The sequence below is a fragment of the Asticcacaulis sp. AC402 genome, from assembly GCF_000495835.1.
GTDB lineage: Bacteria > Pseudomonadota > Alphaproteobacteria > Caulobacterales > Caulobacteraceae > Asticcacaulis.
Genome location: NZ_AWGC01000006.1, coordinates 133727 through 150474 on the forward strand (window position 1 = coordinate 133727; position 16748 = coordinate 150474).

Below are 16748 nucleotides of genomic sequence, written 5' to 3' on the forward strand. Positions count from 1 at the left end.
AGGCGCGACGGTAGGCAAAGGCAACTCTGTCACATCATCAGGAAAACATCGCGTCTTCAGGTTGGCTTCAGGTTGGCGAGGCATTGCACAGCGATAAAGGCCCCAACCGGAGATTTCCCATGCCCCTTCCCGTGACCAAACTGTACCTGTCCACCTTGCTGACGGAGGCGGATGAAGCCTATGAACTGCTGGCTGACGAACCGGGCTCCGTGTCGCTGACGCCGCTGACGTTTCCCAGCGCGCGCTGGGTGTCGGGCCTGAATGATATCAACGGCGACGGCGTGGCCGACCTGATCGTCGGCGGCGCAGGGGATGACGACAAGGACATTGATGCCGGTCGCATCTATGTCCGATTCAGCCTGGCCACGGGCGGCACGTCCGACGTTCTTCCGGATGCCATCAACGGCATGATCATCGATGGCGTCAATGCCGGCGACATGGCCGGCGCGGCCGTCGGCAGCGTCGCCGATATGAATGGCGATGCTCGCGGAGAGATCCTGATCGGAGCGCCATTGATGGAAAAAGGCGCTGTTGTTGATGCCGGCGCCGGCTTTGTTATCTGGGGCCTGCCCGGCGGCGGTGTCGACCTGGGCGATCCGTTTTCCGGCGGGGGTGACGGTTGGGTCATGAAGGGCGAGGCCGCCGGCGACCATGCCGGCCTGGCCATGGCCGCCATCGCCGACCTGAATGGTGACGGGCGCTCTGAGATCCTGATCGCCGCGCCGGGCAATGACGCCGGTGGCGCCGACGCCGGCAGCGCCTATGTCGTTTGGGGCAAGACCTCGGCGTCGGCCGTTCAACTGGTCAATGTGGCAGCCGGAACGGGTGGCTTCAAGATCGTAGGGGAATCCGCCGGTGACGAAGCTGGCATCACCCTGGCCAGCCTGGCTGATCTCAATGGCGACGGCAAGGCCGAGGTGGTGGTGGGAGCGACGGGCAATGATGGCGGCGGCACAGATGCCGGGGCCGTCTATGTCGTCTGGGGCAAGTCGACCACAACCCAGGTCAATCTGGATCTGGTTGCCGCCGGCACTGGCGGTTACAAGATTACCGGCCTGGCCGGCGAAGGCGCCGGCGCCGGCATTGCCGCGATTGGCGACGTTAATGGCGACGGTCTATCCGACCTGCTGATCACGACACAGGCCGGTGACAAGGCCTATGTCGTCTTCGGCAAGGCGACGGGCGACGCGGTGTTCCTGTCCGACGTCGAGGCCGGTATCGGTGGCTTCGCGATTGTGGCGGAACAGGCGGGCGATCTTGCTGGCGCTTCGGTGAGCGGCGGCACGGATTTCAACCAGGACGGCGTCGCCGATCTGGTCATCGGCACCCCGCACAACAGTGAAGGCGGATACGACGCCGGCGCTGTCTATCTGGTGTGGGGCGGCGCAGGCGAGGTGGTCGACCTGTCGCTGGTCGCGCAAGGCGCCGGCGGAGCCAAGATTGTTGGCAGCTCTGGCAGCCTGACCGGGGCGGCCGTGGCGGTCAACGGCGACATGAACGGTGACGGTCGCGCCGACCTGGTGGTTGGCGCGCCGGGTTCTACCGAGTCGGTCAGCGTGGTCTATGCCAGCGACCTGTGGCAGCCGGATCTCAACATCTATGGCACCCAGTCCGATGACCTCATGACGGCCGGTTATGGTGGCACGCGCAAGATCGACGACACGGCGAATTCCATCTATGCCTTTGATGGTAATGACACCCTGGCGGCGGGCGGCGGTAACGATCTGGTCGATGGTGGCCAGGGTGCCGATGAGATGGCCGGAAACGCCGGCGATGACACCTACTATGTCGATGACGCCGGTGACGCGACGATCGAAGTCGCTGGTGAAGGCCTTGATGAGGTTGTGGCCTCGGTCGACTGGACGCTGGCGGCAAATCTTGAAAACCTGACCCTTAAGGGATGGGGCCTTGCCGGCACCGGCAACAGTCTCGCCAATGCCCTGACCGGGACGGACGGAGGTGATGCGCTGAACGGAATGTCCGGTGGCGACACCATGGTCGGTGGGGCCGGCAACGATTCCTACTCTGTCGATACGGTGAACGACGTCGTTACCGAACTGGTCGGCGGCGGAACGGACACGGTCTATGCCTCACGCAGTTGGGTCCTGGGCGCCGATCTCGAAAATCTGGTTTTGACCGGTGCCGCGCGGGCGGGGACGGGCAACAGCCTGGCCAATATCCTCACGGGTACGGCATTCGCCGATACGCTGGATGGTGGCGCCGGTTCGGACCAGTTGATAGGCGGGCTGGGGGACGACAGCTATAAGGTCGACAACGTCGCAGACCTGGTCGTCGAGGCCTCGGGCGAAGGCACGGACGTCATCACCACAACGGTTGACTACACGCTGGGCGCCAATATCGAAACCCTGCGCCTCAGCGGCGCGGCGCGGCGGGGAACGGGCAATGCCCTGGCCAACAGCCTGTTCGGCACAACCAGCAGTGATGTGCTGGACGGTGGCGCCGGGGCTGACAGCCTGACGGGCGGCAAGGGTAATGACAGCTACCTGGTCGATAATGCCGGTGACGTGGTGCTCGAGTCGGCCCTGGAAGGAACTGACACGGTGACGACCACGGTCGATGGATACGTGCTGAGCGATCAGGTCGAACGGCTGGTGCTGGCGGGAGCGGCTCGGCACGCAACGGGCAACGGTCTCGACAATCTGATCACCGGCACCACCGGTCACGATGTTTTGGATGGCGGTCTGGGCGCGGACAGCCTCAGCGGCGGGGCCGGCAATGATACCTATTATGTCGATAGCGTTGCGGACCGGACGACCGAGCTTCTGGCCGGGGGCTCCGACAGGGTCGTTGCGTCGGTCGACTGGACCCTTGGCTCCAATGTTGAAAATCTGACCCTGGTTGGCGGTGCGCGTGTCGGCCGTGGCAACGCCCTCGATAACGTTTTGGTCGGTACTGTGGCCAATGACAGCCTTTATGGCGGTGACGGCAACGACCTGTTGGATGGCGGCGCCGGAGGTGATCGTCTCTCGGGTGGTCTCGGTGATGACACCTACCTGATCGACAGTTCTATGGACGTGGTCGTCGAGTCGGCGGGCGCCGGGTACGATACCGTTATTGCGACCTTCGACTATGTCCTTCAGGCCAATGTGGAGGTGGCGCGGCTTCTGGGTTCAGGGCACACCCTGACCGGCAATACGGGCAATAATATCCTGGAAGGCGGTGCCGGAGACGACGTGCTCAATGGTGGCGGCGGTGATGACCTCGAACTTGGTGGTGACGGCCATGACGATCTGGTCAGTACGTCCGGCCATGACACCCTGTCGGGCGGCAGTGGCGATGACGTCTATCTGGTTGACGGCGGCTGGGCGGAAATAGAGGACTTCTTGGGTCATGACACGATTGATTGTCATGATGGCACAGAAGACAACTATATCGATCTGTCCGGTGAAACCGAGTCCGAGATCGAAAACGAAGTCTGCGAGCTGGGGCAGGGCGGTACCGTATCCGGTCCGCTGGACGTGCAGTTTTTGCAGGATCTGACCGGCTCCTTCGGCGACGACATCGCCAATGTGCGCGCCCTGGTGCCTGCCATTGTCACGGCCTTGCGTGCCGTGCAGGCCGACAGTCGGTTCGGCGTTTCCGACTTTGTCGACAAGCCGATATCGCCGTTCGGCGCGCCTGGCGAGTGGGTCTACCACCTGGCTCAATCTCTGACCTCGGATGTGACCGCCTTTGAAAGCACCTATAACAGCCTGTCCATCCGCAATGGCGTGGACGCCCCCGAGGCACAGATCGAGTCGCTGATGCATCTGGCCCTGACCTCTGCCGAGGCGGGTTTCCGCACGGAATCCGCACGGTTTGTCATCCTGTTCACCGACGCCCCCTTCCATGTCGCGGGTGATGGCGCGGCGGCGGGCATCACCACGCCGAATGATGGCGATGCCATTATCGATGGCAATGGACTTGGCGAGGACTATCCCTTTGTGGCGCAACTGAAGGCCGCGCTGGAAGCGGCGAATATCATCCCGATCTTCGCTGTGACGGCCGATGTCACGGGCGTCTACGCCAATCTGGTCACTGAGCTTGGACGGGGGACGACCGTCACCCTGACGTCGAACAGTTCCAATGTCGTGGCTGCGATAACGGGCGGATTGACGGAGGCAACCCGGACCGTGATCGAAGACGCGATCGGCGGCTCGGGCGACGATGTTTTGCTGGGTAACAGCGCCGCCAATGGCCTGACCGGCGGCAGCGGCAATGATGACCTGTCCGGGCGCGCTGGCGACGATCAGCTGCTGGGCGGCTCAGGCAATGACAGCATCGCGGGCGATGCCGGCGACGACCTGATGGATGGCGGTACCGGCTATGATACGGCCGACTATGCCGCGGCAGCGGGCGCTGTGACTGTGAACCTCAGCCTGTCCGGTGCGGCCCAGGTGACCGGCGGCGCCGGAACCGACACGCTTGTCTCGGTCGAAAACGTTACGGGCTCGGCCTTTGCCGACAATCTGACGGGATCGACCTCCGCCAACCAGATTGACGGCGGCGATGGCAATGACACGATAGATGCCGGTGGCGGCACGGACGTGTTGACCGGGCAACTGGGCGACGATTTCCTGCTGGCCGGAACGGGGGCGGACACGCTGGACGGCGGCGACGGCAATGATACACTGGACGGCGGAAGCAGTAACGACACGATAACCGGCGGGACGGGCGACGATGCCCTTACGGGCGGTTCTGGCGCGGACCTTCTGACCGGGGACGCAGGCAATGATGCGCTAGATGGCGGTACCGGAACGGATACGGTCGACTATGGTTTGGCGGCGGCGGGGGTTTCGGTCAGCCTGTCCATGCCCGGGCTTGCTCAGGTTACCGGCGGCGCGGGAACCGATACGCTAGCTTCCATCGAGAATCTGACGGGGTCAGAATTCGACGATTTCCTCATTGGCAGTTCCGGGTCAAACATCCTTATGGGTGGCGGTGGTCACGATCAAATCGTCGGTCGTGGCGGCAATGACGGGCTGACCGGCGGGGCGGGCGCGGATGATTTCGTCTTCGGTCTGGCCAGCGGCGCCGATCGCGTTATGGACTTCAATGCCGCCGACGGTGACCAGCTGGATCTGAGCGCCTACCACGCCCAGACGACGGCCAGCATCTATCAGTCCGGCGCCGACACGGTCATCGATCTGGGCGGTGGAAACTCGGTCACGGTCATCTCGATGCTGGCGTCCGACCCTGGCCTGCTGAGCCATATCGTCTGGTAGCTGCGCCTTCGACGGATCCCGGGGGGCTAATGCCAACCACTGAAATGATAGACACATACTGCGCCTACTTTGCGGTTGGTATTTGCTTTTTTTCAGCTCAAACGCCGCATGGCTCCTCGCAAAGGCTCGGGCGGGCGGTCACCCTTGCCAGGCAATGATGAGTCAGCATCATCGTTGCCTGGTATCATTCCCCCGGGATCAGGACGAACGCCGGCCCCATATACACGGTCTGCTTGGCGCCGCCGAGATGCACGACCAGCACGGTCGTCTTCTTGTCATAGTCCTGCGTCGCCACAGTCTGGATCGAATACAATTGCCACTCTGCACCCACGGTCTGCGAACTTTCAACCAGCGCATTGTAGGGCGCAGCATTGACCTGAAGCCGCATGTTGAGCCGCGCTGGCTGACCATCCTCGGTCTTGGACTTCAGCCAGACAGCCGCCAGGATCTTGTCGCCCTTTTTGATGTCGCCGGTAATGTCAGTCTGGGCGGAACTGTCCCATGAATTGGCGCCCTTGGCTGGAATCTTGACCTCGATGGCATAACCGCCCTGGACGGCTGAGTCTCTGACCCGTTTGTTGGTCTGCTGACCATAGACCTGCCAGCCAGAGCTCGGGTCGTTGATCAGCTTATCCTCGGCAAAGGCCGGCGCTGCGGTAAAGGCGAGGGCGCACATTGCGCCCATAAGAAAATCGCGACGTTGCATTGGTAACTCCCTGGAGTTTTTTGTCGTTTCCAAGGAAGCTACATCCGGTTACGGCTTTTGGCTATAGGCATAGGGCCCGATAATCGTACCAACAAAGCCTCCGGCCTTACGTGTGCTCAGCACTGTGGCGTCTGCGTCCCAGGCGAGGCGCTTCTTGTCGGTCTTCATGTGGTCGGCGGCCGGGTTGTACATGCAGTACAGTTTTTCACGGCGGACGCCTAAGGTGACATGGACGCCGTCCTTCGCGTCGACTGGCTGGGCGTTCAGGACGACCCCGTCGCGCGGATCGTCGGCACTGGCACGTTGGATCAAGGCGATCTCCGTCACGCCGTTACGTTTGGTGACACCACAAAACACCCAGGCATCATCCGACTGAACCGCCAGCAGGCCGGCGCGATCGCCTTCGTTCGGCGTAAACGCCACCTTCGTGTCCATGGCGGTGAAGTTGCTCTGCTGGCGCAAACCGACAAAGGCCGGGTTGGCGTTGACGTCGCCGATCGGCTGAGACAACGCCTTCAGGGTCAAGACCTTTCCGCCGTTGCTGACGCTGAGGAAACCATCCGACGGGCCCCGAATCGACAGCCATTTCAGTGGATCATAGCCCGAAATGTCCTGGTAATGGGGACTGGCCTGCGGCGCATCGCCCAGGCCCTTTGGGCGCTTTTCCGACAAGGGAATGACCTTGCCACGGTCGAGGATCACCGGCCAGCCGTCGACCCATTTGACGGGCAGCAGGAAGGTCTCGCGACCGGTATTGTAGAGATCATCGCCGTAGGGGCGCACGGCCAGGAAGATGGCGTACCATTCGCCTTGCGGTGTCTGCACCAGGTCGGCATGGCCGGCCGAGGTGATTGGATTAGGCCGGTCGCGCGGCAGATCGCGCTGGGTCAGGATCGGGTTTTTCTCCCACGGCTCATATGGACCCCACACGTTTTTCGTGCGGAAGACGACCTGGGAGTGACCTTCGGCGGTGCCGCCTTCGGCCGGCATCAGGTAGTACCAGCCATTGATCTTGTAGATATGCGGGCCTTCGATCCAGATCGGCTTTTGCGAAAAATCCGCCCCGCCGTTGACGATCATCTTCTTCTCGCCGACCATGCTGAGGGTCTTGGGATCGAACTGCTGCATCCAGATGGCGCGGTGCCCGTCATACTCCGGTTCGCCGATCGGACCGTCGTTCCAGGTGATATAGGCCTTGCCATCGTCATCGAAGAAGATCGACGGATCGATACCGCCAAACGGCAGCCATACCGGATCGCTCCACGGACCGGCCGGATCGGTGGCGGTGATAACGAACTGGCCTTTACAGTCGACGCAGGTATTGACGATGTAAAAGGTGCCTTCGTGGTACGAGATCGCCGGCGCGAACACGCCGCGCGATATGCCCAGGCCGCTGAAATCCAGCATGCCCGGCCGATCGATGGCGTTGCCGATCTGCGTCCAGTTGACCAGGTCGGTCGATTTCCAAACGGGGATACCGGGGAAATGCGCGAAGGTCGAGTTGACCATGTAGTAGGTATCGCCGACGCGATGGATCGAAGGGTCGGGGGAATAGCCCGGCAGGATCGGGTTGCGGTAGTAGCCCGGCTTTTCCGGCACATCCAACGGGTAGGACTGATCGACCATGTGGCTGCCGCGCAGGACGGTATCGGTGAAGACGGCCTGCGACTGGGCGGCGGCCTGGCCGGTACTGAGGATGACCGCCAAGGCGGTGAGGGCGATGGTACGGCGCATGATTTACCTCGCGGGGGCGTTCTTGAACGAGTCCGCGATAGCATAGTACAGCGGCTTTTTCTCGAAATTGGCATCAAACGGCGTCGGACGCAGCGGCAGCTTGTCCTCGCGCGGCGTGAAGTCTTGCAGCCAGTTGTAGTGGTCTGGCATGCCCCAGAATACTACGTCCTTCGTCTGCTTATAGCTCAACATCTGATCGAGATAGATGCGGCCGACGGTGGCCACGATGGCGTCGCGCTGTTCGATATCGCCCGTCGGAATACGCTGGTCGTCGACGTCGAACTCGGTGATATGCAGGTCGAGGTCCAGCGCCACCACGGCGTCGAGCCAGTCTTTCCATTGATTGACCTGGCCGCCCAGCAGATCGAAACCGTTGCCGATGTGCGACTGGACACCCAGGGCGTCAATCGGAATCTTCTCGTTGCGGAACCAGCGCAGCAACTTCAGAACCCCGGCGCGATGGGCCTCGTTGCCGGCTTCCCAACTCATATAGTCGTTGTAGACCAACTCGGTCTTGGGTAGGTGTTCGCGCGCCGCCTCGAAGGCGATGCGCAGGGTGTCCATGCCCAAAATGCGCGTGAAGACGTTGTCGCGGACCTCGCCGGTTTTCGGATCGATGGTCTCGTTGACCACGTCCCAGGAACAGATGCGCTCGCCGTAACGGGTGGTGACGACCTTGATATAGTCGCGCAGCAGGCGCTCGGCCTCGACCTTGGGCTTAGGCCCGAAATCGTAAGATTTGAGCCATTGTGGGGTGAATTCGTCGCGTGCCCAATAGAGGTTATGGCCGCGCATCGGGATATTGTGGCTTTCGGCAAAGCCCAGCAATTCATCGGCCGGGGCAAAGTTGTAGTCGGTCGCATTGTTGTTGTGCGTGACGTACATCTTAAGTTCGTTTTCCATGACCAGGACGTTGCATTCCGCGATCATCAGCGCCTTGACCTTGGGGTCCCGGAACGGGCCCATGCCGATGGCATTGCCGAATCGCAGGCCCTTGGCGGCGGCCAGGTCTTTCAACGGTGTTGCGTTGTCGGCAAAGGCCGGGAGGGCGGCTGCGGCGCCAAGCGCGGCAACGGAGGCCAGGGCGGCGCGGCGGTTCACGGCAAAGTTTTCAGACATGAAATTCTCCCTGTTGTCTTTTTTTGGTGTTACCGCTAACACTGTCATTGATCCACAGCGCCGTCAAGCTCGCTGCTTCGATGATTCCATACTGGAAATTCGCCGGGGGCGCGTTTATGGTCAGACCAACCGGTTCACCAAGGACCGAGCATAAAACAGGGAAGTTACCAAGATGAAGCCGCAAAGCCCCCGCCACAGTACCCATCTGACCCGCCGCCTTTTCGGCGCCTCGTCCTTTGCCCTCACCGTCGGCGCGGCGACCGCCGCCGCCGCTGCGCCAAAGAAGAAGGTCAAGAAGGACCTCCTGCCTTACCAGGACGCAACCCGGCCGATTGCCGATCGCGTCAAGGACCTGATCGGCCGCATGACCCTGGACGAAAAGGTCGCGCAGATGCTGTGCGTCTGGCAGCAAAAAGGGGCGATCCAGAGCGAGAAGGGCGACTTCGACCCGGCCAAGGCGACCAAGGTTTACCCCAATGGGCTGGGCATGATCGCGCGTCCGTCCGACCGCGTCGGCGTTAATGTCGCGACCGGCGCCGGCGACAATGGCGCAGTCGCCAACCGCAACGCGTTTGAGACGGCCACCTATATCAATGCCGCCCAGACGTGGGCGATGGAACAGACCCGCCTCGGCATCCCGATGATTATGCACGAGGAGTCGCTGCACGGCTTCGTCGCCCGCGACGCCACCAGCTTCCCGCAGTCGATTGGCCTGGCCTCGTCCTTCGATCCCGACCTGGCACAAAAGATTTTCAGCGTCTGCGCCCGTGAAATGCGCGCCCGCGGCGCCAACCTGGCCCTGGCTCCCGTCGTCGACGTCGCCCGCGATCCACGCTGGGGCCGGATCGAGGAAACCTACGGTGAAGACCCGTATCTGTGCGGCGTAATGGGCAAGGCGGCCGTGGTGGGCTTCCAGGGTGACACCCTGCCTCTGGCCAAGGACAAGGTGCTGGCGACATTGAAGCACATGACCGGCCATGGTGAGCCGCAAAACGGCACCAATGTCGGGCCGGCGCAGATATCCGAGCGCGTATTGCGCGAAGACTTCTTCCCGCCGTTCGAAAAGATCATCAAGGAAACCAAGATCGCGGCGGTCATGCCGTCCTACAATGAAATCGACGGTGTGCCGTCGCATGCCAACAAATGGCTGCTCACCACCATCCTGCGCGGCGAGTGGGGCTTCAAGGGCATGACGGTGTCCGACTACTTCGCCATCAATGAAATGATCACCCGACACAAGCTGGTGCCGGATGTGACCGAAGCCGCCTACCGCGCAATCAAGGCCGGCGTCGACATAGAAACCCCGGACAACCAGACCTATGGCAAGCTGGTCGACCTGGTTAAGTCCGGCCGCGTCAGCCAGGCCGAGATCGATGAACCGGTGAAGCGCATCCTGGAATGGAAGTTCCAGGCCGGCCTGTTCGAAAACCCCTACGCCGACGCCAAAAAGGCCGACTCCCTGACCGCCATGCCGGACGCTGTCGCTCTAGCGCGTCTGGCGGCGCAAAAGTCGGTGGTCCTGCTAAAGAACAACGGAATCCTCCCTCTGGATGGCAAGGCAGTCGGCAAGGTGCTGGTGCTGGGCACCCACGCCAGGGACACGCCGATCGGCGGTTATTCCGACATCCCGCGCAAGGTCGTGTCGATTCTGGAAGGTTTGCAGGCCGAGGGCAAGGCCCAGGGTTTTGCGGTCGCCTACAGCGAGGCCGTGCGCATCACCGAGCAGCGCATCTGGGGTCAGGATCAGGTCAACTTCACTGACCCGGCCGTCAATGCCAAGCTGATCGCCGACGCCGTCGAAGCCGCCAAGTCGGCCGACACCATCATCATGGTGCTGGGCGACAACGAACAGACTTCGCGCGAGGCCTGGGCCGACAACCACCTCGGCGACCGCGATTCGCTGGACCTGATGGGCCAGCAGAACGACCTGGCCGCCGCCATCTTCGCGCTGAAAAAGCCAACCGTCGTCTTCCTGCTCAACGGACGTCCCTTGTCGGTCAACCTGCTGGCGGAAAAGGCCGATGCCCTGGTCGAGGGCTGGTACCTGGGTCAGGAAACCGGCTGGGCCGCTGCTGACATCCTGTTCGGCCGGGCCAATCCGGGCGGCAAGTTACCCGTGACGATTGCCCGCAGCGTCGGCCAGTTGCCGGTCTATTACAACCACAAACCCACCGCCCGCCGCGGCTACCTCGCTGGCGAGACCAAGCCGCTTTTCCCGTTCGGCTTTGGCTTGTCCTACACCACGTTCGACATCGGCACCCCGACCCTGTCGCAATCCACGATCGGCATCTCCGACAGCGTCCGGGTTCAGGTTACCGTCAAGAACACCGGCGCTGTTGCCGGGGACGAGGTCGTCCAGCTCTATGTCCGCGACGATTTCTCATCGGTCACCCGCCCGGTCAAGGAACTGAAGGGCTTCAAGCGCGTTACTCTGGCGCCGGGCGCCAGCGAAACTGTGACCTTCCTGCTTACGCCGCGGGAATTGCAGTTCTACAACATGGACATGCAGCGTGTTGTCGAGCCTGGGACCTTTACGATCTCCGCCGGTCCGAATAGTGTCGACCTGAAGACGGTGACCCTGACGGTCGCCTGACAACGGGCGGAGTAGGCGATGAGCGTGGTACGGCGCGGTATTCTTGGCGGGGCCATCCTGGCGGGTGCGTCTTTGGGTTTGGCGAAGACGGCAGGGGCCCAAGCCCTGCCTGTCAATGTGCTCTTGTCGGTTAACGAACCACAATTGGCGACTGACCCGGTCGCCTTGCGCGATCAGGTCGAGGCCGTCGCACCGCCATCGCCGCAGGTCGCGTGGATTGGTCAGGACTGGGCCAATCTGCACCGCTACAAGGCGGCCAACCGCGAAGTTATCCGGCTAGCGGCCTTCAACCGTCGTGCCGTTTTGATGGGCGACTCGATCACCGATGCCTGGCCCGTCCAGGCCGGTGAGGTGTTCCCGAAGAACGGCCTGATCGGGCGCGGCATCGGCGGCCAGACCACGGCCCAGATGGTGGTACGTTTTCAGCCGGATGTCATCGCGCTGAAGCCTCTGGTGGTGCACGTCATGGCCGGTACCAACGATGTCGCCGAAAACCTCGATCCGTACGACTTCGTGACGACGAGTAACAACCTGATGGCCATGGCCGCCATGGCCAGGGCCAACAACATCCGCGTGGTGATGGGCTCAGTGCCGCCAGCGACCAGCTTTGCCTGGCGCCCGGCCCTGGGCAACCGCTCGAGCGAGATCCAGACTCTGAATGCGTGGATCAAGACGTTCTGCGCCAACCACGGCCACGTCTATGCCGACTACTGGCCAGCGCTGGGGGACGGGCAGGGTGGTCTGAAGGCCACTCTGGGCGCGGACTCGGTCCATCCCAATGCGGCCGGCTATGCCACCATGACCCCGATCGCCCTGGCGTCCATTGACAAGGCCATGAGCCGAGGAAGATAATGATGAAACTGCCGGCGCTGATCCTTGTGGGCGCGTTGCTCGCGTCTGGTGTTCAGGCCCTGCCGGCTCGGTTGAGCGATAAGGGATTGATGGTCGACGGCAAGCCGTTCCTGATCCTGGGTGGTGAGGTCGGCAATTCGTCGGTATCCGATCCGAAACAGATGGCCCCGGTGTTCGACAAGGCTAAGGCCATTGGCCTGAACACTTTGCTGGTGCCGGTAGAATGGGACCAGATCGAACCGGTCGAAGGCCGTTTCGACTTTACCGTCACCGACGCCCTGCTGGCCGAGGCCAGGGCACGCGACCTGAAGCTGGTCATCCTGTGGTTCGGGGCGTGGAAGAATTCGATGTCGACCTATGCTCCCGCCTGGGTCAAGACGGATCAGAAGCGGTTTACCCGGGCACGGTCGGCGGAAGGCGTTGCGCAGGATATCCTGACGCCGTTCGATGAGGATCTGTTGATGGCCGATGTGAAGGCGTTTTCGGCCTTCATGGCCCATCTGAAACAGGTGGACACCAGCGGCGTGGTCATCATGGTGCAGATCGAGAACGAGATCGGGATGCTGCCGTCGGCGCGCGATCACTCCGACCTGGCGACCAAACAATTCATGGTGACGCGCGATACGGAGGAGCGCTTCCAGGCGCGCAGCTATGCACGCTTCGTCGAGGCCATGGCCAAGGCCGGCAAGGCGCAGTACGACCTGCCGATGTATGTTAATGCGGCGTTGAACCGGCCGGGCAAGTTGCCGGGCGAATATCCGTCGGCCGGACCGCTGCCACACCTGTTCGATATCTGGAAGGGCGTGGCACCCAGTGTCGACATGCTGTCGCCGGACATCTATTTTCCGGATTTCGTCGAGCGGGTGAAGCCCTATGCTTTTAAAGGCAATCCGCTGTTTATCCCCGAGGCCCACTATGCCGGTGATGCGGTGGCCTCTGCCAATGCGTATTATGCCATAGGGGAACTGGATGCGATCGGCTTCTCGCCGTTTTCGATCGAGAACCTCCCCGACGGCGATCCGTTGATTTCGGCCTATGCGCTGCTGGACAGCCTGGCGCCCCTGATCAATGCCCAGCGCGGTAAAGAGACGATGCGCGGGCTGCGGGCGCCTATCAACTATGACGGGGTCATCGATACCACGCCGCAGGTGTTCGAACTGGGCGGCTGTCGCTTTACGGCCGCCTTTATCGATCCGTGGACGGCCAGGGACAAGCAAAACCCCAATAGCCATGGCGCGATGATCATTCAGACCGGCAAGGACGAGTTTGTCGTCGCCGGCTCTGGCGTCACCCTGACCTTTGCTGATACCGGCAAGGAACGGATCGGGATGGAACAGGTCGTTGAAGGTACCTATGAAAACGGCGTCTTCGTGCCGGGTAGGTGGCTGAATGGCGATCAGACCCACCAGGGACGGCATCTGCGTCTGCCGCCGGATACATGGGGTGTGCAGAGGCTGAAACTCTATAAATATAATTAAGAACAGAGCTGGGAGTGTATCATGAAGGCGATTTGGCTGGCGGCGATGGTCTGGCTGGCGCCCGTGGCGGCGCTGGCCTGCGAAGGCCCGGTGGCGGTGTGCAAGAGCAAGCAGGATGGCTTTGCCCTGATCTCCGGCGGCAAGCCGGCCACGGTGTATGTCGATGCGAGTTCCGCCGCGCCGGTACAACAGGTGGCCAGGGATTTTGCCGCCGACCTGGAACGGGTCTCAGGAGTCAAACCGGCCATAGTTCATAACCTGAACGGCGTGAGCGGGCCGGTGGTGATCATCGGCCAGGCTGGGCAGCCGGTCATCGACGGCCTGGTGCGCGACGGCAAACTGGACCTGATGGATATTTCTCAAAAATGGGAAGGATATGTTCAGCAGGTTGTTGTCGGGCCGATGCCGGGCCTGCCTATGGCCTTGGTGATAACGGGTTCTGATCCTCGCGGCGCCGTCTATGGTACCTATGATGTTTCCGAAAAAATCGGCGTATCGCCGTGGTACTGGTGGGCCGATGTGCCGGTAGTGCGCCAGGCCGATGTGACGGTTCTGGCCGGTGTGCGCTCGGACGCGCCGGTCGTCAAATACCGCGGATTCTTCCTCAATGATGAGGAGCCGGCGCTGGGCAATTGGGCGCGCGAAAAGTTCGGCGGCATTAATGCCGAGTTCTACAGCCATGTCTTTGAACTGAACCTACGTCTGAAGGGCAATTTCCTGTGGCCGGCCATGTGGGGCAAGTCGCTTCCCGACGACGACCCGAAGAGCCTGGAGATGGCCGACCGTTACGGCGTAGTACTCAGTACCTCGCACCACGAACCGATGGCGCGCGCCCATGTCGAATGGCAGCGCCAGAAGGACGCTGGGCTGATGTCCGGCAAGTGGGATTATCGCAGCAACGCTGAGAACCTGCGCACATTCTGGCGCGGTGGGATGGAAAGAGCGCGCGGCCATGAACAGGTGATTACGCTGGGCATGCGAGGCGATGGTGACGAGCCGATGACCGAAGGCACGGCGACAGCGCTTTTAGAGACCATCGTGGCTGACCAGCGCAAGATTATCGAAGAGGTAACGGGCAAACCGGCGACCCAGACGCCGCAGGTCTGGGCTTTGTACAAAGAAGTTCAGGATTACTACGACCACGGTATGAAGGCGCCCGAGGACGTGACGCTTTTGTTCGCGGATGACAACTGGGGCCAGATCCGGCGTTTGCCCCAAGCGGGGGCGGGGCCTCGCGTGGGCGGTCATGGTGTCTATTATCACTTCGACTATGTCGGGGGACCGCGGAACTACAAGTGGCTGAACACCAACCAGATCGAAAAGGTCTGGCAGCAGATGGACCTGGCCTACGCGTCCGGCGCCGACCGGCTGTGGATCGTCAATGTTGGCGACCTGAAGCCGATGGAGTTCCCGCTCGACTTCTTCCTCGACATGGCCTGGAACCCCGAGGCTATGGACGTCAATGCCCTCTATGCTTATCCGGCCAACTGGGCCGAGCAGCAGTTCGGCGCCGAGCAGGCGAATACGATTTCTTACCTTCTGACCGACTCGTCGAAATGGCTGGCGCGGCGCAAGCCGGAGTTGCTGGATGCCGGCGTGTTTTCTGCGAACCCGGATTTCAAGGTGATGACGCGCGACTGGCAGGACATGCTGGCGGCGTCAAAAGAGGTCCGGGCGGAGTTGGGGCCGGAGTCTGATGCGGCCTATTTCCAGTTGGTCCACCATCCGATCGCTGCGGCGGCCAATGTCTATGAGCTCTACAATGCCGTCGCCGACAACCAGGCCTATGTCGCCAAGGGCGATGCCGCGGCGGCAAACAGATCAGCCGATATTGCCGAGCAGGCTTTCGAACGCGACAAGGCTATCAGCGCCGAATTCCATGCGCTGCTGGGCGGAAAGTGGAACCACATGATGTCGCAGACCCATATCGGCTACGATAACTGGCAGCAGCCTGACAAGGACATTATGCCGACCGTCACGCGCCTGCCCGTCAACGGCGTTGTGCCCGCTCGGCAACCGGCACAGGCCGATTATAGCGATGTCCCGGTTATCGAGATTCCGCGCCACTATGGCGGCAGCTATACCGACGAACACGGCTATGTCTCGATTGATGCCGAGTTTTTCACTCGAGCCTTCAGCGAGATCGGAGGCGATGTCTACTGGGAACTGGTGCCGGATCTGGGCCGGACCGTTGGCGCCGTGATCAGCTTGCCGCAGAACGCGCCGCCGTCGGACCCCGCGGCCAAGTCGCCGATGCGGCTGGAATACGATGTCACCACGGCGAATGACGCTGACGCGACGCTGCACCTCTATCTGGCGCCGACCCTGGATACGCAGGGGCAGGGCGGGTTGCGGATCGGTGTCTCGATCGATGGTGGGGCGGTTCAGGTGTTGAGTTTTGATCTGAAGCCGGATGCGCCGGATTGGAACGAGGCCGTCAAGAACAACATCCACGTGTTGAAAGCCGCGTTTCCGGGTTTGAAGGCGGGCGCGCATACGATCAAGGTGTTCCGCATCGACGGTAATGTCGTGCTGCAAAAGCTTGTCCTGGATACGGGTGGGCTGAAGCCGTCCTATCTTGGGCCGTCGCGCAGCTATCAGAATTAGGTTCGGGTCTTCTTCAATCGCCTGGCATTGGCCACGGCGCGGCTGTGGAAAGGCTTAATGGCTTTGCGGCTAAGGGTTTCCGGTGAGTCCTGGCGCATGACGCCCAACGACAACGCGGCAATGGACTCAGCGGCAGCGGCGGCCTTTTCCTGGCCCATCAGCATAAATTCGGTCCTGTCCTTAGGGCTGAGTGGGAATTGCGCCATCGCCATGCGGTTCACACGATGGCGGATTACCTGGGCTGAGGCCGCCATCATCTGGGCCGTCTGCCAGCCGAGACTCGTCCACCGGGTGAAGGCGATGGCTCCGGGAAGTTTGCGTTTTGGCATCAGTCACCTCTCACCGGGCAGGGTATTGCTGCGCCGGTAAGGAACCCATGCCGGTCTGGGGCTGGTCTGACAATTGTTGCAACAGGATACAGGAAGTGACGCCGT

Annotated in this window: 9 protein-coding genes; 5 read left to right on the top strand and 4 right to left on the bottom strand. The window is 61.8% G+C overall.

Features of this window, described 5'->3' with window-relative positions; all coding sequences use genetic code 11:
* Window positions 1–119 precede the first annotated feature (119 nt).
* The gene (locus ABAC402_RS39110; protein WP_023448240.1) at window positions 120–5225 is read left to right on the top strand and encodes an FG-GAP repeat protein; all 5106 of its coding nucleotides are present in this window, start codon (window positions 120–122) and stop codon (window positions 5223–5225) included.
* A 184-nt stretch (window positions 5226–5409) separates the two neighbouring features.
* On the opposite strand, the gene ABAC402_RS24175 is transcribed toward ABAC402_RS39110, so the two are convergent.
* From ABAC402_RS24175 to ABAC402_RS24185, 3 genes are read right to left on the bottom strand one after another with little or no spacing between them, the layout of a single operon-like run.
* Window positions 5410–5931 carry a hypothetical protein gene (locus tag ABAC402_RS24175; RefSeq protein ID WP_023448241.1) on the bottom strand — a complete coding sequence of 174 codons (522 nt, stop codon included), beginning with the start codon at window positions 5929–5931 and terminating at the stop codon, window positions 5410–5412.
* A 48-nt stretch (window positions 5932–5979) separates the two neighbouring features.
* Window positions 5980–7665, bottom strand: coding sequence for a glycoside hydrolase family 43 protein (locus tag ABAC402_RS24180; RefSeq protein ID WP_023448242.1), 1686 nt, complete (start codon window positions 7663–7665; stop codon window positions 5980–5982).
* Between the two features lie 3 nt (window positions 7666–7668).
* On the bottom strand, window positions 7669–8784 hold the full coding sequence (locus tag ABAC402_RS24185; protein WP_023448243.1) for an endo-1,4-beta-xylanase: 1116 nt from the start codon (window positions 8782–8784) through the stop codon (window positions 7669–7671).
* Between the two features lie 172 nt (window positions 8785–8956).
* Between ABAC402_RS24185 and ABAC402_RS24190 the strand changes: the two genes are divergently transcribed.
* The 4 genes from ABAC402_RS24190 to ABAC402_RS24205 are packed head-to-tail and all read left to right on the top strand — an operon-like array spanning window position 8957 to window position 16314.
* On the top strand, window positions 8957–11377 hold the full coding sequence (locus ABAC402_RS24190) for a glycoside hydrolase family 3 N-terminal domain-containing protein (RefSeq protein WP_023448244.1): 2421 nt from the start codon (window positions 8957–8959) through the stop codon (window positions 11375–11377).
* An 18-nt stretch (window positions 11378–11395) separates the two neighbouring features.
* Complete coding sequence (locus ABAC402_RS24195; RefSeq protein ID WP_023448245.1) at window positions 11396–12229, top strand: GDSL-type esterase/lipase family protein; 834 nt, start codon at window positions 11396–11398, stop codon at window positions 12227–12229.
* A gap of 2 nt (window positions 12230–12231) precedes the next feature.
* Complete coding sequence (locus ABAC402_RS24200) at window positions 12232–13707, top strand: DUF5597 domain-containing protein (protein WP_031235159.1); 1476 nt, start codon at window positions 12232–12234, stop codon at window positions 13705–13707.
* A gap of 21 nt (window positions 13708–13728) precedes the next feature.
* Window positions 13729–16314, top strand: a complete 2586-nt coding sequence (locus ABAC402_RS24205; RefSeq protein ID WP_023448247.1) for a glycosyl hydrolase 115 family protein — start codon at window positions 13729–13731, stop codon at window positions 16312–16314.
* Here the strand turns inward: ABAC402_RS24205 and ABAC402_RS24210 are convergent.
* Entirely contained in the window at window positions 16311–16643 is a 333-nt protein-coding gene (locus tag ABAC402_RS24210) for a hypothetical protein (RefSeq protein ID WP_023448248.1), read from the bottom strand. The two genes, ABAC402_RS24205 and ABAC402_RS24210, sit on opposite strands and share 4 nt — an antisense overlap.
* Window positions 16644–16748: the final 105 nt, after the last annotated feature.

Bases quoted from the DNA above. Each gene is read 5' to 3' on its own strand.
- ABAC402_RS39110 (WP_023448240.1), top strand. From the start codon at position 120: ATGCCCCTTCCCGTGACCAAACTGTACCTGTCCACCTTGCTGACGGAG.
- ABAC402_RS24175 (WP_023448241.1), bottom strand. From the start codon at position 5,931: ATGCAACGTCGCGATTTTCTTATGGGCGCAATGTGCGCCCTCGCCTTT.
- ABAC402_RS24180 (WP_023448242.1), bottom strand. From the start codon at position 7,665: ATGCGCCGTACCATCGCCCTCACCGCCTTGGCGGTCATCCTCAGTACC.
- ABAC402_RS24185 (WP_023448243.1), bottom strand. From the start codon at position 8,784: ATGTCTGAAAACTTTGCCGTGAACCGCCGCGCCGCCCTGGCCTCCGTT.
- ABAC402_RS24190 (WP_023448244.1), top strand. From the start codon at position 8,957: ATGAAGCCGCAAAGCCCCCGCCACAGTACCCATCTGACCCGCCGCCTT.
- ABAC402_RS24195 (WP_023448245.1), top strand. From the start codon at position 11,396: ATGAGCGTGGTACGGCGCGGTATTCTTGGCGGGGCCATCCTGGCGGGT.
- ABAC402_RS24200 (WP_031235159.1), top strand. From the start codon at position 12,232: ATGAAACTGCCGGCGCTGATCCTTGTGGGCGCGTTGCTCGCGTCTGGT.
- ABAC402_RS24205 (WP_023448247.1), top strand. From the start codon at position 13,729: ATGAAGGCGATTTGGCTGGCGGCGATGGTCTGGCTGGCGCCCGTGGCG.
- ABAC402_RS24210 (WP_023448248.1), bottom strand. From the start codon at position 16,643: ATGCCAAAACGCAAACTTCCCGGAGCCATCGCCTTCACCCGGTGGACG.